We start from the raw sequence: 22,455 nt of genomic DNA, 5'->3' as shown, positions 1-22,455 counted from the left end.
CAATGCACGTAGCAAATTGGAGGTGATTGAGGAGGTGAATGGTATCACTACCGCCAGCAATGTATATGCAAACCAAACCTTTCTCTTTTGCCCCTGCTTGGTGTTTGAAAATTGTGCTTGCAGAGGAGAAAGTAAATCCTTTAATATGAACATGGTGAGTTGCTCCTTTTGGTATATTTTCAGTTACTTAGTACTAATTGAACTATACCATAGTGGCGCTCACCTTTCACCTCTTATCCTGTTGATATTGCGTAATATATTTATATTTCCGACTCAAGATAGGCACAGAAAATGAACCGTTTTTTAATAGTCATTCTCATTTGGGATATCTTCTCATTCTTCTTACCCAGCTTTTAATCTTGCTGCACAATTTTCAGGAAACTTCAGTTAACAAAGTTATCCACACTCAAACCGTTAAGAGCTTGTTGAAATGAATTGTAACAATGGCGACTGATTTTTCTTTTAGGGAGAAGTCGGTGAACTATTACGTAAGATATCGCAAGCTGGTTGGGCTGTGTTGAATCATGAAGATGATGTATATGGATATTCCATGTAGGCAGCTGTCCTGGCAGCTGTTTCTTTTCCGTAAAAGTGTTCGATAGTGTACAGGCTCATGTCTATACCTGCGCTGATTCCACCTGAAGTGAGTATTTTACCGTTATCTACAAAGCGAGACTCTGTAACGATTTCAGTCTCCGGAGCCAATCTTTGCAGTTCATTGAATGCCTGGTGATGTGTTGTGGCCTGCAAGCCGTTGAGCAGCCCGCATTGAGCCAGGACAAGAGAACCTGTGCAGACAGAAAGGATTTTCTCTGCTTTACGGGAGGTGGTTATGATCCATGTAATGATGCGGTCCTGTTGCAGGATTGGTCTGGTTCCGTCGCCTCCGGGAATGATAAGCAGGTCAGGCTCGGGAGCCTGGCTGATTTCATAGTCAGGGATTACGGTTAATCCGTTTTTCGCTGTGATGGAACCCTTCCTGGCTGCCACTGTGTAAATATCCATCAAGGTATAGTCGGCAAGCTCGTTTGTGACAGAGAACACCTCAAATGGCCCTGTAAAATCGAGTACTTCGACATCGTCAAAGAGGAGAATGGCAATTCTTTTTTTGGTGTGCATTGTGTGATTGTCAGAAGATTTTTACAGGTTGTATTTCTTATCCTGTCAGTGACAGACGAGCCATTTATGGTGACGTTTTTTTTCTCCGTAATTCCTGAAAAATAATGGATGCAACAATCATGGACAAGCCGATAAAGGTAGCTGGGTGGATCTGTTCTCCAATGATGAAATGCAGAAAAACCAGTGACAGAAAGGGTGAAATGTAGATCATGTTCCCTATCTTGGCCGCACTGGTTGTCAGCTGCAAGGCGGTAAGCCAGAGAACAAAGGTTATACCCATTTCAAAAAGGCCTATATATATAAGCGGCAGTAAAGCCTTGCCGGTTACAAGGTGCAGCGGTTCAAACAGCGGACTGCACAAGGTTGTATACAGTAAACCAAAACAGAAACCGATAAAAAGTTTCAAAACAGGATCCAGACCGTCTTTGGCATTGAACAGCCAGAAGGATGCCCAGATAAAGGTGGAACAGGCTGCCAGGAGAACACCAAACCTATCAACATCACCAAAACTGGTGAATTGACCTTTGGTGGCAATGATGATGGCACCAAGAAAACTGATCAGAACGGCAATGAATTGTTGTCTTGATAGAGTTTGACGCAGTATGGGAACCGAGAGCAGGGTCAGGGCAAATGGCCATCCGTAGTTGAGCGACATGGCGATCTGACCGGGCAGAATTGCGTAGGCTTTGAATAGGACCACATAATAGAGAAAGGGATTTAAAAATCCCAGCAGGGCCATTCTTTGCCATACCCTGGCAGGAACTGTTGCAAGCTCGCCCAGCTTGTTTTGCAGGGTAAGGATGCAGAGCAGGGCAATGGTTGAAAAGAGGCAGGAGTAAAACAGCAGGGTATATGGGGGAACATACTTCAGGGCGATTTTAAAGGCTGAAGCAGCTGTTCCCCAGAAGGTGACGGTGCAGATGGTGAGCAGGTAGGCTTTGGTTTGATTGCGCATGGTGTAGAGGGCTGCAGTTATACGAAAAAGCTTACACCCCCACTGTGTCAGTGGGGGTAGAGGTAGACACTTTTTGCCCTGCAGCCACCTGCAACATGTTGTGATAGTATTACTCAGTCAAATGAGCGGTTACCCAGATTACCGTAGCGGTGGTAGTTGTTGCAGATGGCCTGCTGCTGAAAATACTGGAGCAGTTCAAGGCGACCTTCCATATATACCGGGGTACGGGAAATATACAAGCCGGTTTTTGCTGCCTGGGCGAAAATCGTCTCCGGAACACGATCTGTTGCAGCGTATCGTACTCGGCCGACGGTATGTAGACGGGCTGCAAGGGTTGCATCACTCTCCCTGACAACAAGCGTATCCGCCAGGAACTGCTTTCCATGGATGGTGCCCAGGAAGCTGTTGGCTTGTGTGTCCAACTCCTCTGGAATACTTAATTCTGCGACACATCCGGCAATGGCGGCCGCTGCCAGCCTTGCCAAAATTTCAAACAGGCTGTCCGAGTGGTGTGCGCGTATTACCATTGGTGTGATTGGTAGATAGCGCAGGATGTTATCCTGGCCGCGAAGGTGGAAGAAATCCTGCTCCAGGCCAAAGAAATTGTCCATATTGGAGGTATAGCTGTAAATGGTACTGATGAGTTTGTGAATATCTTCCTTGTGCTCCTGGAGTTTGTTCCACTGGAGTAGTTTTTTCCATTCCTGGGCGAGTTGTATCAGTCTGGAATCCTTTTTAAGGGCTCCGGTGGCCGGGTATCCGGTTTCAGTGAAGTCCATGAACTGCGCAACGTAGTCCGGGCTGCCGGCCTTGATGCCCGGCCCCAGGGCCGACTTGCCCATACCGCCAAAGGGCTGACGCAGGACGATGGCCCCGGTGGTGCCCCGGTTAATATACAGGTTGCCTGCAAAAATATGCTCTTTCCATACTTCCTGTTCGCGTTCATCCAGCGTTTCGATGCCGCTTGTAAGGCCATAGCCGGTCTGATTTACCAGCTGGATGGCGTGTTCCAGGTTTTCCGCTCGCATAACACCCAGTAAAGGGCCGAAGAATTCGGTCATATGGGTGTAGCTGCCCGGCTGTACTCCATATTTGATGCACGGAGCCCATATGGCGGGATTGTCATCAACCATTCGGGGTTCAAGAGCCCACTCTTCACCAGGCTCCAATGTTGTCAGGGCCTGTTTCAGATCATTGGCCGGGGCTTTGATTAGCGGACCGAGTTTGCTGCCAAAATCCCAGGCTGAACCAACTTTCATGCTGCGGCTCGCGTCAACGAGCTGCTGCCTGAAATGGGGATCGTCATAAATGGTTTTTTCAAGAATGAGCAGGCTGGTGGCGCTGCATTTCTGGCCACAGTTGCTGAATGCAGAATGGATGACGTTCTTGATGGCCTGGTCGCGATCAGCCATGTCTGTGACAATGGTCGCATTTTTTCCACCTGTCTCTGCAGCCAGATAAACACCGGGTGTCTGCTTGAGAATCTGCAGCCCTGTATCTGTTCCTCCTGTCAGAATGATACAATCAATATCCGGGGAACCGGTCAACAGAGGACCTACCTTGGCTCCGGAACAGGGAATAAATTGAAGTACATTTTTTGACACACCGGCCCTCCAGAAGCACTGACAGAGCATCCAGGCAGTCATGACAGCATCGGAAGCAGGTTTAAAGATTACCGTATTTCCGGCTGCAAGAGCAGTGACAATGCCGCCACAGGGAATAGCTATGGGAAAATTCCAGGGAGAAATTACCAGGCCCACACCTTTTCCCTTTGCTTCCATGTGCTCCAGATCAGCAAATTTTGAAGCTGTGAATGGATAATATTCCGCAAAGTCAATGGCCTCTGAGACTTCCACATCCGCTTCGCTGAAAACTTTGCCTGTGTCAGCGGCTGCCGCACCAATGAGGTCACCACGGGCATGGCGAATCTCCATGGCCACGCCGGCCAGTATCCTGTGGCGTTCACCATAGCTCATCTGCCGCCAACCGTCTGGGTCCTGGCGCGCAACCTGTATGGCTGTTTCGGCATCTTGTGCATTGGCCTGGGCATGACTGGCAACCAAGATCTTTTCCTGGACCCTGTTTGGATCAATTACATCTCTGGTATCCCTGTCTGTGAAGATTTGCTTTCCGCCAATGACAAGGGGAATCTTGAAAGGCTCATCTTTCTGCTGTTTACACCATGTGGCGCGTATATTTTCAGCCCAGTTCCTGTTGGCAGGCAGGGACCAGTCAGTATCAGGTTCATTGACAAAGCGGCCTGTGTGATACGCGGAGACCTCTTCTGGTATGAATGTTTCGTTCTCTCTATCCTGTATTCTGTTGGGATGATCTTGTGCCCGGGCCTGGTATAGACAGGAGTCAAGGAACTGCTGTTTCAGGTAATCCCACTCATTGGATCCCACATGCAGGTCCGGTGAATAGCGGAGGAAATTTTCTGGAGCTGTGTTTTCATCCAATCGCCGTATCAGGTAGGCGATGGCATTAATAAACTCATCCCTGGATGCCACCGGCGCATAGAGCAGTACCTCCCCTGAGATTTCCTGCAGGGCACGGCGCACATGGTCAGCCATGCCTTCAAGCATTTCAAAGTGAAAATAATCGGTAACCCCATTGGCTCTGGCCAGGGTGTAGGCGTAGGCCAACTCAAAGAGGTTGTGTGAGGCAATACCGAGGCGCACAGCCTTGATATTTTCCTCTTTCATACCGAAGGTGACCATGCGTTTGTAGTTGGCATCCACCTCCAGTTTGTTGTCATAGGGTGCCAGCGGCCAGTTGAACAGGGCTGATTCCAGTTTTTCCATTTCCATGTTGGCGCCTTTGACAATACGCAATTGCACCGGAGCTCCGCCCTTTGTCAGGCGTGCCCGTGCCCATTGTGTTAATTTCTGCTGCATGGCAAAACTGTCCGGCAGGTAGGCCTGAAGGACAATACCGCCCGAGTATTGCAGCAGCTCCGGTTGATCCAGTGTTTCCACAAAGGCATGGTAGGTTATCTCCAGGTCACGGTATTCTTCCATGTCCAGGTTGACAAATTTGGGAACCCGGGAGCCGTCTGCACGGGTAAAACAATTGTGTTGTGCTTCGGTGTATATGGAGGTTAACCGTTTCTTCAGTTCCTGTATGGTGTCTGGCATTGCCAGGGAACTGATCTGAGAGTAGATGGTAGATATCTTGATGGAAATGCACTCGATGGCAGGATCGCGCATATCCTTCACATAGGTTTCCAGCCGTTTCTCCGCCTCATCCTCACCCAGGACAGCTTCTCCAAGGTGATTGATGTTCATTCGCACTTTTTCCTGTTTTCGTTTTTCCAGATGGGCCTTGAGCTTATCTGATTCTCCCGGAATGATGGCCCGGCTTGATCCCTGGCGCATCTGGCTGATCATTGTTGGAACGGCAACAGAGGCAAGCTGTCTGCCAGCCTGTTGGAAGATTCTGATAAAGGCCTTTTCCACGGGGGAGAGAAAGGATGGAACACCCTCTTTAGAGAGCAGGTCAGTAATCTGGTCAGCAACCCGCCTGGGTATATGGGAGCGAAAACTCTGGTCAATGAGCTTGCTGAACAGGACTTTATCCTGAGGGTGAGTCAGAAGACGCTTGAGCTGCTTCTGGAGTTTTTTTTCATCTTTGGTGAGCAGTTCATTTGCCTTGTTCTGCCATCTTTCGGCAAGCTCTATCGCCTGGGTGTACAGTTCGTAATCTTGTCCAGCCATGCCATGTGCTCCTGTGAAAGTTATGGGTGCGTACATATCCTGCCATAAAGCTGCCGGTGTTGAGCGGTTTATAGCATGGAAATATGATCTCTTTTCTTTGTCTCCATATATGCTGAAAAACGTCTTACGTGTTCTCTGGCAAGTCGTTCAGCCCGGTTTTTGTCGTGGTCTGCTATGGCAGCAGTGATGTTGACCAGATCCTGGTAATTTTCTTCAAGTTCAATATTGCTGACTTCCAGAAAACGATCATAATACCGGTGGATGTTGTCATGAATGGAACGGAGGATGAAATTATAGAGAGGGTTCCCTGAGATGCGGGCAATGGTCATGTGTATTTGTTCATCCACCCTGACAAAGTCATTCCATGAAGATATACCTTTATCCCTGTAATGCTTTGCCTGATCCAGCAAAATCTGCAGTTCTTCACAATCCACTGCCGATGCTCGTTCCGCAGCCAGTCTGCTGACAGTACTTTCAAGGGTTTCCCTGAACTCTGCCAGATGTTCCAGGGATACTGAGTCAGACTGGATCAGCATGGCAAGATTTTCTGCCATGAGTTCACTGTTGGCATTTTTGACGTATGCTCCACCACTGGCCCCCAGCCTGATTTCAATAAGGCTTTTCTGTTCAAGGATACGCAGGGCTTCGCGCAGGGTTCCCCGGCTTGTTTGAAACATTTCGCATAGGGTTCTCTCGGCTGGCAGCCTGCTTCCAGGCTCTATGTCGCCATTAAGTATGGCCGTCTGGATCTGGTTGACCACATCCTCATATACCCGGTTTTGTTTTGCTTTGTGAAACAGAGTGTTCATTGTTGTTTTGACAGATATGATTTTTTATAACATTATAATGGTTAGACCATTAGTGTCAATGGAAAGTCTTACAAACTTGTTCTGTTTTTGTGCGGAAACAGTTGCTGAACGCTAACTCCCTATTTTTGTTTAAGAAGATATTTGAGCAACTTTTCATGCAAGGGTTGTGGCTTTCGGCTTTTTCCTGGCAATATTTTTCAACGCCTGATTTTCCTTGACGAAATAGTGGAAGTTAGTGTCTCATGTGCTGTTATCTCAGCAATACCGGGGGCTGTGCCCCTGTTAACAGAATGTATGTCTGCGTTGTAATAACAAACGTAATGCTCTTGGCGGAGGCAGTTGCGTTTGACAATCCCCCTGTATTTGTAACTGGTTGCAGGATATCTGGGATGGATGCCGGCAGGCTGGCAATAGTATGTTGTGACATACGTAATCCAGGCTGATCGTAGAAAATTCAGGTACACTGGGAGTAGTTACCAACAAACAATATCGTCAATAAGGAGGTCGCTGTGAAAAAAAGGATATTGACTGCTGCGTTGGGCAGTGCCTTGGCCGGATTACTCTTTTTGGGGCAATCCGCATGGGCCGCTGATTTGAAGATTGGTATCATGGTACCAACCACCGGGTCTGAAGCTACCGCTGGTAAAGATATGGAAAATGCCATCCTCCTTGCAGTTGATGAGATTAATCAGGCAGGCGGCGTTCTTGGTATGCAGGTTACCACCATGACCGGTGACGATGCCTGTGATCCCCAGCAGGCAACTGCAGCAGCCAGTAAACTGGTTTCCTCCGATGTGACCGCCATTGTCGGCGGATATTGCTCCGGTGCAACTTTACCCACCCTGAAAATTTATGGTGACGCGGGACTGCCCTTTGCAATTGCCGCAGCCAATTCAACCAAACTCATCGACGCCAACCAGGGCAATGCCTTTCTGGTCAACTCCACAGGCTATGACCAGGTAAACACTGCTGTTGAATTATTTGCTGCCAAGGGTGCAAAAAGACTGGCCGTCATCCATCAGGGCGACGGATATTCTGAAGACCTGGCCAAGTTAACCCGTGAAAAATGGGCAGGCGATGGCAAGGAAGTTGTTGCCTACGAGGTGGTCAATAAAGGGGAGCAGGATCATTCTTCCCTGGTGACCCGCATTAAATCCAAGGCACCTGATGCCATCTTCTGGACTGCATACTATGCCGATGGCGGCCTGGTTATCAAACAGCTTCGTCGTTCCGGCTATCGCGGCCTGATTGCTGTGGGGGATGGCTCCAATTCTCCAAAACTGCTTGAGATAGGTGGTAAGGCTACTGAAGGCGTGTATTGTTTTTCCAATCCCAGCGTTGATTACCTGCCAACTGCCAAAGCTTTTACCGATGCCTACAAGAACAAATACAACCAGGCTCCGGATGCCTACTCAACCCTGGCCTATGATTCCATGATGCTTATGGCTGATGCCATTACGCGGGCAGGAAGCACAGAAAAAGCTGCTGTGATCAAAGCGTTGTCTGAAACCAAGGATTTTAAAGGTATTTCCGGACCGGTTTCTTTTACTGAACAGAACACCCTGGGGCATAGTAACTTTGTTGTTCTGATTGCCAAAGGTGGTAAGTGGGTGTTGGCTGAGTAGTGACCATCCGAAAATGTTTTTTTGGAGCGATGCTGGGCTATGTTGAAAAGTTTATTCAGGCTGTGCCTTGCTTCAGGATGCTCATTTTCGGACAGACATTGCTTAAGCTGCCTATCCTTTGAACTGAGAATCTGCCCGGCCTCCATATGGGGCCGGGCGAGTGTTCTCTCTCCCCTGCAGTGATTACATCCAATGTCCTCTCTTGACATTTTTTTTCAACAGTTAGCCAATGGCTTGATACTTGGCTCTTTTTACGCGCTTGTGGCTTTGGGATATACCATGGTGTACGGTATCATCAAGCTGCTCAATTTTGCACATGGAGACCTCTACATGTGCGGCGCTTTTGTGGGCTTTCTTTTCCTTTCTCTGGTAAGCGGGCTTCTTGGGGAAAGCTGGACAGGTATTCTTTGTTCCATGGTCCTCAGTATGCTGACTATCGGGCTGCTGGGTGTACTTATTCAGCGAGTTGCCTATCGTCCCATGCTGTCAGCACCCAGGCTCTCCATTCTCATTACAGCCCTGGCCGTGTCCATGGTGTTATCCAATGGGGTGATGGCGCTCACTGACGGCGATTATGAAGCCTTTAATACAGATCTTGGCTTTGAAGGCCTGGAGATGGGAAATGTCTTCATCACCTATACCCAGATAGTACTGGTGGTCTCTGCCGCCCTGCTGATGCTGACCCTGTTTTTCTTCATTAATCGCACCATGTATGGCAAGGCCATGCGGGCCATAGCCATTGACCAGGATGCCTGTCGATTAATGGGGATCAATGTCAACCGCGTTATTGCCCTGACCTTTTTCATTGGTTCGGCGCTGGCAGGTGCTGCTGGTGTGATGGCCGGCGTCTATTATGGGTCCATCCATTTTTTCATGGGATTCGTCATTGGGCTGAAGGCTTTTACTGCCGCTGTTATTGGTGGTATCGGTTCCATCCGTGGAGCCATGCTGGGTGGACTTGCCCTGGGCCTGCTGGAGGCGTTCGGAACCCAGATACCCTTTGTCGGTTCAGAGTGGAAGGATGTTTTTTCCTTCGGTATCCTCATCCTGTTGCTGGTTTTTAAGCCAACAGGGTTACTGGGAAAAACAGAAATAGAGAGGATGTAGACGCCATGGCTGAGCAAACTCAATCCCCCAGGGGATCAAAACCCATTGTACAGAGCGTGGCCCGCTGGCTGGCGCCGCAGCGAAATCGCATCATCGTTCTTGCCGTTTTGGCTGTCGTGGCCATGGTGTTGCCCCTTGCGGCTAATAATTACATGCTCGAAGTGCTGTCCAATGCCTGGTTTTATGTGGTCCTGTGTCTCGGACTTAACATTGTGGTCGGCTATGCAGGTCTACTTGATCTGGGCTATGCCGCCTTTTTCGCTGTGGGAGCATACACCACTGGTATTCTGACCTCCCAGTTCGGGGTGAATTTCTGGTTGACCATTCCAGTGGCTGTGGTTTGTTCCATGGCTGCCGGTATCATCATCGGTGGTCCGACCCTTCGACTTCGCAGTGATTATCTGGCCATCGTCACCCTTGGTTTTGGAGAAATTGTTCGCATCTGTGCCCGTAACCTGGAGATAACCGGTGGTGCAGGTGGACTGATTGGCATTGAACGCCCGCATCTGTTTGGACTGCATCTCAACCAGGCCATTCATTTCTATTATGTTTTTCTGGCTCTTGCCGTGCTGGCCTGCTTCTGCAGTTACAGGCTGCAGCATTCGCGTCTCGGACGGGCCTGGCAGTATGTACGGGAAGATGAAGACGCTGCTGAGGCCATGGGAATTAACCGTGTCGGGGCAAAACTCTATGCCTATGTGATCGGCGCTGTGTTCGGAGGCGTCGCTGGGTGTTTTTTTGCTGCCAAGATGACGGCAATCTCACCGGAAACCTTTATGTTTCAGCAGTCTGTGCTCATCCTGGTTGGGGTTGTTTTAGGCGGGATGGGAAAAATTCCCGGTGTTATTATCGGCGCTTTTGCCCTTGTTCTTTTTCCAGAGGTCTTTCGCGAGATCGGCTCCATGCGCATGCTGGTCTTTGCCGTAGTCATGCTGGTCATTATTCTTTATCGGCCTGAAGGAATCTGGCCTGCAAAACGGAGCTGAGCCGTATTGTCATGAGTACGAATACTTCATTACTTCAGGTTAAAGACCTTGTGCTGAGTTTTTCCGGGCTGCATGTTATTCAGGGACTTAGTTTTTCTGTTGCTCAAGGGAGCATTGCCAGCCTTATCGGCCCCAATGGTGCGGGGAAAACCTCTATTTTCAACTGTCTGACCGGTTTTTATCGGCCGGATAGCGGAAAGATAGTTTTTAACGATCGTTCCATCATGCGGCTCAAACCCCATCGCATTACCCGCAGGGGCATGGCCAGAACCTTTCAGAATCTGCGACTGTTCAAGTCCATGACTGTGCTGGAAAATGTGATGAGCGGCATGCATTGCCGCAGCTCAGCCGGTGCCCTTTCAGCCATTTTACATACCCCTGGACAGAGAAAGGAAGAAAGGGAAATTCGAGAATTCTGCGAACAATGTCTTGAATTTGTAGGTATTCAGGATAAGACAGACTGGATTGCTTCAAACCTGCCCTACGGTGATCAGCGGCGGGTGGAATGGGCCAGAGCCCTTGCCACCAAACCCCGGCTCCTGTTACTTGATGAGCCTGCAGCTGGTCTCAATCATACTGAAAAGAAAGAGCTGATACGCTTGATCCGTCGTATTCGCGATGAATTGGGGATCACCATTCTCCTCATTGAGCATGACATGGGATTGGTCATGCAGATTTCGGAAAAGATAACGGTCATTGACTACGGACAGAAGATAGCCGAGGGACAAGCAGAAGATATTCAGAACGATCCCAGGGTAATAGAGGCATACCTCGGTCGTGAGGATGAGGAAGAGGAATGAGCGAAACCATTCTGGAAATACAAGATGTAGAAACCTATTATGGAAAAATTCATGCCCTGCGAGGCATTTCCTTTTCCGTTCAGGCTGGGGAAATCGTAACCTTGCTTGGTGCCAACGGCGCTGGCAAGAGTACGACACTGCGCACCATTTCCGGCCTCAACAGGGCAGCCAGGGGAAGCATCACTTTTATGGGGCAGGATATAACCAGAATGCCGCCCCACGATATCGTTGCCATGGGGCTCATTCATGTCCCTGAAGGTCGGCGTGTATTCAAAGGCATGACCATAAAGGAGAACCTGGAATTGGGATCCTTTACCTTGAATGATGACACAGAACGTCGGAGACGCATGGATCATGTCTTTGAGATGTTCCCTGTACTGTATGAACGCAGACAGAGGGATGCAGCTCTGCTGTCGGGTGGAGAGCAACAGATGCTTGCCATGGGACGTGCTCTGATGGCGGATACCAAGGTGCTGCTTCTGGATGAACCATCCATGGGACTTGCTCCCACCATGGTGCAGTCCATCATGAAAATTATCAAACGGCTCAATGCCGAGGGGGTAACCATTCTCCTGGTGGAACAGAACGCCAAGGCTGCGCTCAAATTCGCCAATTACGGGTATGTACTGGAAACAGGCTCCATTGTGGTGAAAGGGGAAGCAGAGCAACTCCGTAAGGATGAGAGCATTGTCAAAGCCTATCTGGGAGAATAAATCGTCCGATTATTTGTAACCAGTTACAAATACAGGGGAGTTTCAAGTTTATTCGTTTCCCCTGTGAGTGATTACGATTATTGTACTGTTACCACCTGCACTGCACCTATCTGATGAAACCCCGTTCTGGTGACCCGGAATCCTTCCACAAAGGCAACCTGATCGCCCACCCTGATATAGCCCCATTCCTTGGCTTTGCTTAGAGAGGCATGTACCATGTCCACACGGTCCAGCTCTTCTCGTATGATGAGCGGGAAAATATTGTTGTAGAGACATGAAAGGCGTGCGATGCGCAGAGATTTGGTAACCAGTAGTGTGGGAACCCGTCTGTTCCATTTAGAGAGGGAAGGGTAAAGAATTCCATCAGGATCAAGTAAAAGGGCCACAGAGATATTCATAAGACCGGCAATGGCAGACAGTGCCGGATTGACAGAGCTGTCCTGCTGCAGTTCGTTAAGCTGTATGGTCGAGGTTTCCGTATACCGTTCTTCTTCGCAGATGATGGACGACATGGTCCGTACCACATTGACCGGGTCTATGCCTGTTGCAGTTTCCTGGCTGAGCATGACGGCATCCGTACCTTGCTTGATAGCCATGCTGACGTCAGTAACTTCAGCACGGGAGGGCCTGGAGTTGGTGGTCATGGAATCCAGCATCTGGGTGGCAATGATCACCGGGGTATTTTGTTCTCTGCACAGACGGATGATTCGTTCCTGAATGCGGGGTACTTTCGCAGCCGGCAGTTCCACTCCCATATCGCCTCTGGCAATCATTATCGCATCGCTGGCCTGGATGATTTCGTGGATATTTTGCACAGCTTCCGGTTTTTCTATCTTAGCAACGACCTTTAAAGGCTTCTTCCCTGCATCCCGGATATAATCCTGCACTTTGTGGATATCACTGGCACTGCGCACAAAAGAAAGGGCTACATAATCAATGGAGTGTTCCAGTGCCCAATCCAGATCCTGCCAGTCTTTTTCAGTAATACTTGTCAGGCTGAGATGTGTGGAAGGCAGATTGATGCCTTTGTTTGATTTGAGCACACCGCCTACCAAAATTTCGCACACGACTTCTTCTGCCCCCGATTTCAGGACACGCAATTCAAGAAGACCGTCATCCAGTAGAACAGGGTCTCCTTTACGCAAATCTTTGAGGATGGATGGAACAACGGTGGAGATCCTCTCCCCATTGCCTATAAGAGGTTCTGCCTGGATAATCACCTGTTCACCCTTTGTCAGAATGATCGCCCCATTCCGCATGTCACCTGTCCGAATTTTCGGTCCGCTGAGATCCTGTAGAACGGCGATGGGCTTATCCCATATTTTTTCTGCCTGCCTGATAGCACAGAGAGCTTTATGGTGTTGTTCATGGCTGCCATGGGAGAAATTCAAACGAGCCACATCCATGCCAGCAAGTATCATTTTGCCCAGAGGCGCAGTGGTATCACAACTTGGGCCTATGGTGCACACGATCCGCGCCATTTTATTCACGCTGGTATGAGTTTGCGGGCTTATTGTCTGTAAATGGTTGAACAATAAATTAAAATCAACAGGTTTGCGAAGTATGGCCTGTACATTGGGGTAGCTTTTCAAACGGGAAAAGGTTGCTTCGTCTTCATGGGTCGCGGTAACCAGGATTATGGGTAATTGCGGGCAGATGACCTGAATGGCATCGATGAATTTAAAGCCATCCCAGTGGGGCATCTGCAGATCACTGACAATGGCATCATATGCATTGGAGGTGGCCATTTGAAAGCCCTGGTGACCATTGGTTGCAGTTTCGACTTCAAATCCTGCATTGAGCAGACGGGCACGAATGAGGTGCAGGATGGGGCCGGAGTCTTCAAGTAGAAGGATACGCATATGGAAACCTCAATCAGAAGTTAATGAGAAGTAAGGGTCACGGAAAAAATACATTATCCAATCTTGCTTGTCTCTCAACTCGGTAACGTCGTCGCGTCAATGGCTCAATACGGCCAGTATGGAACCATTGACGCGACGACGTTACCAAACCGATATCCTACGCAATTTTTGGATATGTATTATTTTCCGCGACCCTAACTGCTCACAGCGTACTTGATTTTTCCGCAATCAGCTTGCCTGCGAAAAACTCAGGTACCCTGTAAGTAGTTACAAATGCAGGAAAGTCTCCAAGTTTAGTCGCTTGATCTATGAGTAGTTACGTTACATCCATCCTTTTTTCTTGAAAAAACGTATCATCAATATGGCAACTGTGGCCATGATCCCCCAAAAGAAATAATAACTGTATTTGTATTTCAACTCCGGAACATTTTCAAAATTGGTACCATATATCCCGGCTATAAAGGTAAGTGGAATAAAAATCGCGGCAAATATGGTCAGGATCTTCATGATTTCATTGAGCCTGTTTCCTATCGCCGTGTTGTAGATGCCCAGTTGATCAGAAAGCATTTCTCGGTAATTATCAGTTGCTTCGACAGCATGAGAAATGAGATCCTTGAGATCTTTGAGGTATGGTGTCGTCGATTCCCTGAGTATCTCATTGTCGCAGTGGGCCAGGCTGATTATCAGTTCCCGGGCAGGCCTGATGGTTTTTCGTAGATAGTTCACTTCCCTTTTATAGTTTGTGATCTGGCTGAGAATGTCGGGTGAGGGATCTTCAAGTACCGCCTCCTCCAGCTCTTCAACATTGCAGCCAATCTTCTCTATGCAGATAATGTAATTATCAACCACTGTATCTAAAAGGGCATAGGCCAGATAGTCGGATTTACCCTGTCTGATTCTGCCTCGATGTTTACGTATTCTCTCACGTACCGGCTGAAAAATGTCAACCGGTTGTTCGTGAAATGAGATAAGATAGTTATCTCCCAGTACGATAGACAGCTGGTCGCCCTGAACTAACATTGATTCGGTGTCAAATCTGAGGATTTTCAAAACCAGAAAGATATACTCATCATATTCCTCGAATTTTGGCCGTTGCCCGGTGTTGAGAATATCTTCGAGCACAAGAGGGTGAATGGAGAATAATTCACCGAGGCGTTTGATGTTGTCTGTATCGTGAAGCCCATACACCGACACCCAGGTAACGGAATCAGGTGTCAGGTATCTGGTACATTCATCCACGTCCTCAATTGTGTACTCATTCAGTTCATGCGCGTCAAATGCCGATATCTTTATGATACTTTGGTCAAGCTTCTGATTTCCGATAAATACAAGCGATCCTGGCGCCTTCCCGGCGCTTGGTTCATTACTCTTTATGAATCGGGCCATATTTGGTTCAGTCCTTCCTTTAAAAAGGTCACCTGCGGGGCGAGCAGATTTTGGAGAATCTGTTTTGTTTACGAACACTTGCTGGTAAATGTAGACTCAGGTTAGCCAGCCTGTACGGGCAGTCATGACCGCGAAAACTGTGACCACTTGCGGTTCCACTGGTTTGAGGCGGCTGCATCTCTGGTGCCTCGCATCCACTGCAGTATACTATACGAGTGGGAATTCCGGGCCGGGTTATGCTCAACTCGTTGATATTGAGTCAGATATGTATGAAATAATGCGATAGTTTATTACATCATACCCAAAGGGCTTTTGTCTATGGGATGGTAATAAAAATTTGCTTTTTATCGGATATTTGGTTAAGCGCTAATAAAAAATTGGTACCTGCCCACATCTGAGACATAGGGAACAGGTTGCAATCATGGGGTCACGTACCCGTTAGGCACGAACAGGAGCATGTAATGCATATTTTAGGAGTTTTTGAGCTGATAATACAAATCTACTTTGCTGTTCACGCTGGCAGAACAGGGAGGTATGGTTGGATATTTTTAATCATATTTTTTCCGCTTGTAGGTTCAATCGTTTATTTTTTTGTCGAATACCTGCCAGAAGCACAACAAAGTGCAAAAATACAAAAAGTGAGATACGCCAGCCCCAGGAAAAGAATTAAACAACTGCAGAGAAATCTCGATATTGCAGATACTATTCAAAATAAAATCAATTTAGCAGGGGCATACTTCGAAAACCAGCAATATCATGAATCAATTTCCCTGCTTGAAGAATGCCGTGTCGGTGCCCATAAAAACGACCAATATATTCTCGAAGGTCTTTTCTACTCGCACCTCTATCTGAACCAGAATGAAAAAGCATCAGGCTATCTCAATGAAATAATCAAAGTTTCAGGTAATAAACTTTCAAAGGACCTGCAGTTTGCAAAAGCAAAATTGCTTGAAAATACAGGGAATATTGTTGGGGCGTTAGCCGCATACGAAGCATTTATCGATGCTGCTGATGAAGAGGCAAAATGCCGATATGCCGTATTGTTGAAAAAACAGGGCCAAAACGAGAAAGCCAAATCTATATTCGAAGAAATTCTGAAGAATGCCAGATTGTATCCAAAACAATATAAAAAATTTCATAAAAAATGGGTTGATATAGCCTCCCGCGAGGTAAAAGACCTGGCCTGAACTGGCATTTTGTAACTGAAACTCGTGTCTGTCCAGAAATGAGGGTTTTCGATTGTGAGTAAAGCATACTCAATATTTCCCACAGGTAACTGATCCCAGGTACTCCACGAACTCTCACCGCTGGTCGCTTACCTCCGATGATCAAGTTTTGAAAATAACAAAGCTATCGAGCGAAAAGGTTATTTATGGACAAACACTCACTGAACTCTTTTACAAGGTGATACCATGCGTTTAATCAGCTTCCTTTGTTTCAGCTTTTCGTTTTTAGTATTATCCGGCTGCGCATCAATGAATACTCCGTCAGCTTCTCTTATTGAAACAAAGCCTGTCGTTACAATCGGTGAGCCTGGCAATGCTGCCGAGGATCATATCGTCTTTATTCCAGCAAGTACCAAGTTTCCCATAAAATTCGCTGTGACAGGGAATATCTTTACTGAAGAAGCCTCTTCAGAAGTCATGGTAAGCCTCAAAGAAGATATCTATTTGTACAAATATTGGGCAAGCCTTGATGGCAAACTATGGGTCAATTCACATAAACTTTTACACGTTGAGCCTTCAGGAGGTTTTGACAAATCAGGGGGAGAGGTTGCGGTGAAGCTAAATCTTGTAAAATAAAAAGTGGACGGATTGAGTTTGTGTTCACCTTGCTATGCTGACATTGAAACACATGTCATCTGTACAGATATATACAAGTCGTTTCTCATTGGAGTAACGGCTGCCAGATATCAGAGATTCTTTTGATTTGTGTGTAATAACAGTGGATTATGAGGAATGGTGATGGCCGGCAGTTCTGCTGGGATTACATATGAAGCCAACAAAACAAAGCTATATTGCAAAGAATACTAATGCGAGAGCACTGCCAATAATAGATTAAGCTATGGTACATTTTCATAAGAAAATGGGCTTTGAGTATTAAAAGGAAGATAATTAGATGATTTCCTTGTTTTTAAAATGCTTGCTAGGTGCGATTGCCGTGTTACTGATTGCTTTGCTTTCTAAAAGTCGAAGCTTTTTTGTGTCGGGGTTAGTTCCATTATTTCCAACGTTTGCACTCATTGCACACTATATCGTGGGAACTGAAAGAGTAATGGGTGATTTAAGAGTCACCGCTTTATTTGGCCTGTATTCTCTCATCCCTTATGCGGCGTATTTGATTGCAGTTTATACTTTGAGCTTGAAGTATAATTTAGCCTGGACATTATCGCTGGCAACCGTTATTTGGGTGATTTTCGCATGCATTCTACTGGTGTGTTGGACAAAATTCTATACGGCAGGGTAAATGTAGAGCGAAAGAAAGACGAAGTATTAACGAGCGTGTCCAACAATAAATGAAAAAAGTGTGTGTACACCAACAGGTCAACGTGGATGTAATTTGTTGAAAAACCAGTATTTTTAATTCAGTGACCAGCTACACGTGACCGTCCAAAGCTAACCCTTTCGCCTCACCACGCTTTTGTCCTTAGATTACTCCTGTCCTTCTGTTTAAAGGGTATAATTTGACTATTCAATATTTGGGAAACGAAAAATGGGAATCAATAAGCAGGGAAGAAAGGTATTTTTGCTCTGAACTGTTTCATGAGCTGAATGAAACTGAAAAAATAACCAAATTTATACGTTTTTTGAATGGCGTTACTTCGCTAGTACCTGGGTTTGTCAATGAAATACATTTGAACGAATCTCTGTGTTGGGAGGTTGGATATGAAGTGTGTTTATACAGAGATGTATTGTATCAAAATAATAGAAGAATAAAGGAGGTTAATAAAGAAAGAATACAAAACGGAAAGGATGCCTTGCCGCAAAAGCGAACCTTTGACCTATGTCTTTTTTCTGATAAAGATATTGTAATTGTAGAAGCAAAATCGCAACAAGGACTCGGGTCACAGCAATGTTATGAATTTGAGAAGGAAGAAGATTATATTCAAGAATTATTTTCTGAAATTAACCGTGATTGTCCAAAAGTTCATTTAATTATTCTTGCATCAGCAAAATATTTTGCATCGCCATCATTTTTAATGGAAAAAGGGGTTGGCAAGGTTCTCATTAGTCCCAAAAGACCTGCGATACTCAAAGGCTTTATTGCCTGGTCTCAACTGATAGACGTTTTGAATTGTAAAAATACGTACCTGAGGGCTGATGAGATCTATAAACAATGAATTCTTGCACAATAGCTTTTTATGGCCACGGGGATAACTGACCTGCATTGAAAAGAAACAAAAAATGATTGTACAAGGAGATGCAATGAAAACGAATGAGCTGTCTACATGCTTTTGCACAAATGAGGTTGATGCCTGTCGCGAGTTTTATAGTCAATATTTTGCAGCAAAAGTTATTTTTGATTGTGGTTGGTATGTCAATTTGAGAATTGGTGAACAAGGCCCCACCATTCAGTTCATGCAACCGCAGGAGAATATGCCGACATATGCTGGGGCGGGTATTACTCTTAATTTTAAAGTTGATGATGTTGATACGGAACACAACAGGTTAACCACAGCTGGCCTGCAGGTTGCCATGCCGCTGGAAGATCACCCTTGGGGAGACAGAGGGTTTTCAGTAGTAGATCCCATCGGGAATTCTCTCTACATATATTCCGATAGAGAACCGGCAGAGGAATTCAAGCAGTACCACAAGGAGTAATCTGGTAAGGGGAGAACTCTCTATCTGGAGGCTGTCCGGGAACGCCCTTTTTTCTCAGCTCGCTGTTGCTTCAGAAAAATACTACTGGTCATATTAACTATGTGGCTGCGTTTATTTTTCTAAAATGCCTATTGCCGGATTGCCGGACAGCCTTTTGGGAGATTGTACAATCTCCGTTGTTAGCTGCAAGTTAACTCACCACTTCTTCTGCCCAGATCCCAAGCGAAAATTTTATCCATTACAATACACCCTGCGAATATTCCAGCAAACCCCATGATAAATATAAAGCTGATAATATTACGCGAATTCATGAGGTTAGAAGGGATGTGCCCCTCGTAGTATAGTATTGGATCATCTGACTTTTTGCTTGTCTCAATGATTAATGTGTTTTTATCGACATGAAGCATGTCAATCTGTTGTCCGACAGAAAATGCATTCAAATCGAACACGACTTCTTTGTCATTATTGGGATAGTGCATTGTGATATTTTTAACTCGGTATATGCCTGCTTCTCCACCTGGGTCGAATCTGATTTTATTAAAAGAAAATTCAGGGAAAGAAGTTCTTACAGTCTGCCATGCTCCGCCCTTGATATGGACCGCCGCTGATTTTTCTTCTCTGAAGCCTGTCTCGTCTGCAAAGAAAAACTTTGTTACCGTATCACTTGGTGAGTAAATGGTCAGTTCAATGTGGTTTCTTTTCTCGAGAAGAAAATCCTGCCGATACGAACAGAAAAGTACTATTACAAGGAGGCAGACAGCCCAGGGCCGCAAGCCAAACAATATTGATTTATCCCTTTGTACCCAGCGGGAAAGCAGTCTGCCAAAAGCTATTCCTGGCTTTTCTATCAAAATATAGGTGGTTATGGAAAGTATAGTATTCAGCGAATAACAGGCGACCTGGTACCAAAAAAAACTGTCCAATCCCCATCCTCGGACCAGTTCAATTACCATGGGGTGCCAGAGGTAAAAGCCGTAACCGCAGACACCAATGAGCCGCAGCCATCTGTTGGACCAAAACCTGCTCTTGAAACGACTCAGCGAGAGAAGAAGGAGGAGGCACAAAGGGTAAAATACCCAGACATATTTATACATCAAAGGCCTCTCCACTACTCCCAGTATTTCTCGAAGGGGTGCGGTCCATGGTGAAAAAGTACTGAGAAGCAGGATGAGTGCAAGGGCCCCATAGGCAAACCATGGGGCGAGACGTCGGGGAATGTACACATTGAGATGTACTGCCGCCATACCCAGCAGAAATATAGCAAGGTGATTTCGTGTCCCCAGTATGGATATCTGGTAATTTTTAAAAAGTATTATATTGGCCAAAGCCAGGAGAATAAGAATCACCCATTTTAACGTCTTATTTTTAATAAAAAATAAGAGTAACATGATAAGAGGCAGAAGCAGATACAGCACCATCTCTGTCCTGACAGTCCAGAGATGCAACATGTCTTTAAGAAAGAAGAACTGAACAAGAAAAAAGGATTTTTGCTGATCATACGTCCATCCCTTGAAGAGAAAAGCGTAGACATATGCAAAAAATATGTAGAGAGGGAATATTCTGAAAATTCTGCGGGTCAAATACGAAAAGATATATTTCACAGAAATTGACTCAGAATATTTAATAAAACCAGAATACAAAAGATACCCACTCAGAGCAAAAAATATCCAGACACCAGGTGCTCCACCAGCTAAAGTCGGAATGGTTTTGGCATGCATACACATAACCATTAAAGCAGCTACAGCGCGCAATCCGTCAAAGTTTTCCACATATATTCCATCGACAGAGGTTCTGCTGTCCACTATTTTATCAACAAACGACATTCACTGATCTCCATATGACCATCTTTTGAATAATTTTGGTTTTTTCCCAACATTTTAGGAAGAAATTTCCATAGGGCTCTATATTTGGCAGGTATTAAATATGCTTATCAGCTATGTAGTCAAGCATAATATTGGCTGTAGCTTATCTATGCGTGAAATACTGATCATCCAAAGAGATAAGCGACCAGCGGTAGACTAGGTGGAGTGTCTGTGATCAGTTACGGGTTGTATTCAGATGAACCAGCGTAAGATGACTACGGTACCCACGACCAGCCAGGCGATGTAATCCAACGTTGATGACTGTAGCGTTAAACCCGTTCGATTGTCGTTGTAGCATCTGGATGTCATGGCCACGGCTAGCAGTTCACCGTCACGAAAAATTCGCCTCATTGTCGGCAGGGTGAGTTTTACCAACCTGTAATAGGGATTTTTACGTGCCTCAATGCACCGTGCCTTCTGGGCATCGATGGTCTGCTGTATTCGAGTAAAAATAAGAGGAATAAATCTGAGAAGCAGGCTGAGCATGGTGGAGACCTTTTTTTCCGGAATAAACGGCACCTTGGCAAGGTAGAACTCAATGGAGGCCTTGATTTCGCCGGTCCTGCTGGATACTATGAACCCAAGGCTCAGCAGGATTACCAGCAGGATTCGCCAGCAAAACCGTACTCCTTCTTCCAGGCCCTGCATGGTAGGTGCAAAAATCCACCAGGAAAAGAGTGTGGTGCCATCTGTTGTCAGACTTCTGGAGGCTAAAACGAAGAGGAGAAAGAAAGAGAAGAATCTCAATTCCTTTGCTGTCTGTCGCAGGTTTACCCCGGCATCTCTAAGCAGAAGGATGACACTTAGCGTTACAAAGGAAAGCCAGAGAAAAGAGGTATCGATGGCGGCCAGGCTGAGAAGTACCATAAACAACAGCTTGAACCGGGTATCAAGCTGATGCAGAAGGGAGGCGCCATGCCTATAGGAAAAACTGGTCAGCTGAGCCATGATTCCTGGGGGATGCCATGCCGGCTGCAGCAGGGCTCGCGGATTCCGAATTGTTCCAGCTCATTGAAGAGTGATGCGGGGGTGGCATCCCTGGCCACTCTTCCCTGGTGCATGATGATTAGCCGCTGACAGTGGGCGATGACCTTTTCCAGTTCATGGGTGGTCAGGACTATGGTATGCCCCTTGTCCTGTAGGGAAACAATGTGTTGCAGAACCTGTTTGGTGCTTGGGTAATCAAGGTTGGAAAAAGGTTCGTCAAAAACCAGAACCTGTGGTTGCATAGCCAGGACGGAAGCAATGGTCAACCTTCTTTTCTGGCCTCCTGAGAGGAGGTGCGGATGAAGATCCCGTTGCTTTGAGAGGGACACTATTTGCAGGGCTTCTTCAACACGGCGGCCGATTTCCTGGCGTTCAAGTCCCAGGTTCTCGGGACCAAATGCCACGTCATCGTGAACCGTCTCCCCCACGATTTGGTTGTCGCTGTCCTGGAAAACCATGCCGACCTTCTGTCGTATTGCCTGTAAATCTCTTTCCACAGGAATGCCGTCAATTATCACCTGACCCGATGTGGGCAGGAGAAGGCCGTTGAAATGTCGCAGTAGAGTGGTTTTACCTGATCCGTTACATCCCCCGATCACTACAAAACTGCCCTGTTCAATGCGCAGATTGATGTGATCCAGGCCACAGGTACCATCGGTAAAAAAATGACAGAGGTCTTGTATCTCAATTATTGCAGTCACGGATTA

General features: G+C 46.6%; 19 protein-coding genes. 10 read left to right on the top strand and 9 right to left on the bottom strand.

Going from position 1 to position 22,455, the window contains the following annotated elements; genetic code table 11:
• Positions 1-522: 522 nt before the first annotated feature.
• The 4 genes from G493_RS0116940 to G493_RS0116925 all read right to left on the bottom strand — a co-directional run bounded on the left by G493_RS0116940 (position 523) and on the right by G493_RS0116925 (position 6,599).
• Positions 523-1,119, bottom strand: a complete 597-nt coding sequence (locus G493_RS0116940) for a DJ-1/PfpI family protein (protein ID WP_028581364.1) — start codon at positions 1,117-1,119, stop codon at positions 523-525.
• Between the two features lie 64 nt (positions 1,120-1,183).
• Positions 1,184-2,074: a DMT family transporter gene (locus G493_RS0116935; protein WP_028581363.1), complete on the bottom strand. Its 891-nt coding sequence runs from the start codon at positions 2,072-2,074 to the stop codon at positions 1,184-1,186.
• A gap of 113 nt (positions 2,075-2,187) precedes the next feature.
• Positions 2,188-5,790: a bifunctional proline dehydrogenase/L-glutamate gamma-semialdehyde dehydrogenase gene (locus G493_RS0116930; protein ID WP_028581362.1), complete on the bottom strand. Its 3,603-nt coding sequence runs from the start codon at positions 5,788-5,790 to the stop codon at positions 2,188-2,190.
• Between the two features lie 68 nt (positions 5,791-5,858).
• Positions 5,859-6,599 carry a FadR/GntR family transcriptional regulator gene (locus tag G493_RS0116925; RefSeq protein WP_205623704.1) on the bottom strand — a complete coding sequence of 247 codons (741 nt, stop codon included), beginning with the start codon at positions 6,597-6,599 and terminating at the stop codon, positions 5,859-5,861.
• A 509-nt stretch (positions 6,600-7,108) separates the two neighbouring features.
• On the opposite strand from G493_RS0116925, the gene G493_RS0116915 reads away from it, so the two are divergent.
• The 5 genes from G493_RS0116915 (at position 7,109) to G493_RS0116890 (ending at position 11,830) form a co-directional block, all read left to right on the top strand.
• Positions 7,109-8,224, top strand: coding sequence for a branched-chain amino acid ABC transporter substrate-binding protein (locus tag G493_RS0116915; RefSeq protein WP_051309415.1), 1,116 nt, complete (start codon positions 7,109-7,111; stop codon positions 8,222-8,224).
• Between the two features lie 192 nt (positions 8,225-8,416).
• The gene (locus G493_RS0116905) at positions 8,417-9,331 is read left to right on the top strand and encodes a branched-chain amino acid ABC transporter permease (protein ID WP_028581358.1); all 915 of its coding nucleotides are present in this window, start codon (positions 8,417-8,419) and stop codon (positions 9,329-9,331) included.
• Positions 9,332-9,336: 5 nt separating this feature from the next.
• A complete protein-coding gene (locus G493_RS0116900; protein ID WP_051309412.1) occupies positions 9,337-10,317 on the top strand; it encodes a branched-chain amino acid ABC transporter permease in 981 nt (326 codons plus the stop codon).
• Between the two features lie 11 nt (positions 10,318-10,328).
• A complete protein-coding gene (locus G493_RS0116895) occupies positions 10,329-11,117 on the top strand; it encodes an ABC transporter ATP-binding protein (RefSeq protein WP_035274905.1) in 789 nt (262 codons plus the stop codon).
• A complete protein-coding gene (locus G493_RS0116890; protein ID WP_028581355.1) occupies positions 11,114-11,830 on the top strand; it encodes an ABC transporter ATP-binding protein in 717 nt (238 codons plus the stop codon). The genes G493_RS0116895 and G493_RS0116890 overlap by 4 nt, the downstream gene beginning before the upstream one ends.
• Before the next feature lie 77 nt (positions 11,831-11,907).
• Here G493_RS0116890 and pyk read toward each other — a convergent pair whose 3' ends face one another.
• Complete coding sequence (gene pyk, locus G493_RS29765) at positions 11,908-13,692, bottom strand: pyruvate kinase (RefSeq protein WP_028581354.1); 1,785 nt, start codon at positions 13,690-13,692, stop codon at positions 11,908-11,910.
• A 321-nt stretch (positions 13,693-14,013) separates the two neighbouring features.
• Positions 14,014-15,078, bottom strand: coding sequence for a magnesium/cobalt transporter CorA (corA, locus tag G493_RS0116880; protein WP_028581353.1), 1,065 nt, complete (start codon positions 15,076-15,078; stop codon positions 14,014-14,016).
• Between the two features lie 461 nt (positions 15,079-15,539).
• On the opposite strand from corA, the gene G493_RS0116875 reads away from it, so the two are divergent.
• From G493_RS0116875 to G493_RS0116855, 5 genes are all read left to right on the top strand, one after another.
• Entirely contained in the window at positions 15,540-16,265 is a 726-nt protein-coding gene (locus G493_RS0116875; RefSeq protein ID WP_028581352.1) for a tetratricopeptide repeat protein, read from the top strand.
• A 225-nt stretch (positions 16,266-16,490) separates the two neighbouring features.
• Entirely contained in the window at positions 16,491-16,880 is a 390-nt protein-coding gene (locus G493_RS0116870; RefSeq protein WP_028581351.1) for a hypothetical protein, read from the top strand.
• 316 nt (positions 16,881-17,196) lie between these two features.
• Positions 17,197-17,544, top strand: coding sequence for a GlpM family protein (locus G493_RS0116865; protein ID WP_028581350.1), 348 nt, complete (start codon positions 17,197-17,199; stop codon positions 17,542-17,544).
• A gap of 217 nt (positions 17,545-17,761) precedes the next feature.
• Entirely contained in the window at positions 17,762-18,418 is a 657-nt protein-coding gene (locus tag G493_RS0116860; protein WP_028581349.1) for a hypothetical protein, read from the top strand.
• Positions 18,419-18,503: 85 nt separating this feature from the next.
• Positions 18,504-18,899, top strand: a complete 396-nt coding sequence (locus G493_RS0116855; RefSeq protein WP_028581348.1) for a VOC family protein — start codon at positions 18,504-18,506, stop codon at positions 18,897-18,899.
• A gap of 179 nt (positions 18,900-19,078) precedes the next feature.
• Here the strand turns inward: G493_RS0116855 and G493_RS0116850 are convergent, their stop codons facing one another.
• The 3 genes from G493_RS0116850 to G493_RS0116840 all read right to left on the bottom strand — a co-directional run bounded on the left by G493_RS0116850 (position 19,079) and on the right by G493_RS0116840 (position 22,449).
• Positions 19,079-20,722, bottom strand: coding sequence for an acyltransferase family protein (locus tag G493_RS0116850; RefSeq protein WP_028581347.1), 1,644 nt, complete (start codon positions 20,720-20,722; stop codon positions 19,079-19,081).
• A 231-nt stretch (positions 20,723-20,953) separates the two neighbouring features.
• Positions 20,954-21,709 carry an energy-coupling factor transporter transmembrane component T family protein gene (locus G493_RS0116845; RefSeq protein WP_028581346.1) on the bottom strand — a complete coding sequence of 252 codons (756 nt, stop codon included), beginning with the start codon at positions 21,707-21,709 and terminating at the stop codon, positions 20,954-20,956.
• Positions 21,697-22,449: an energy-coupling factor ABC transporter ATP-binding protein gene (locus G493_RS0116840; RefSeq protein WP_035274901.1), complete on the bottom strand. Its 753-nt coding sequence runs from the start codon at positions 22,447-22,449 to the stop codon at positions 21,697-21,699. The genes G493_RS0116845 and G493_RS0116840 overlap by 13 nt, the downstream gene beginning before the upstream one ends.
• Positions 22,450-22,455 lie beyond the last annotated feature (6 nt).

Source organism: Desulfogranum japonicum DSM 18378 (assembly GCF_000429945.1).
In the GTDB taxonomy this organism is placed as follows: Bacteria; Desulfobacterota; Desulfobulbia; order Desulfobulbales; family Desulfobulbaceae; genus Desulfogranum; species Desulfogranum japonicum.
The sequence above is the reverse complement of the archived record's forward strand: the minus strand, read 5'-3'. Positions and strand labels throughout refer to the sequence as shown.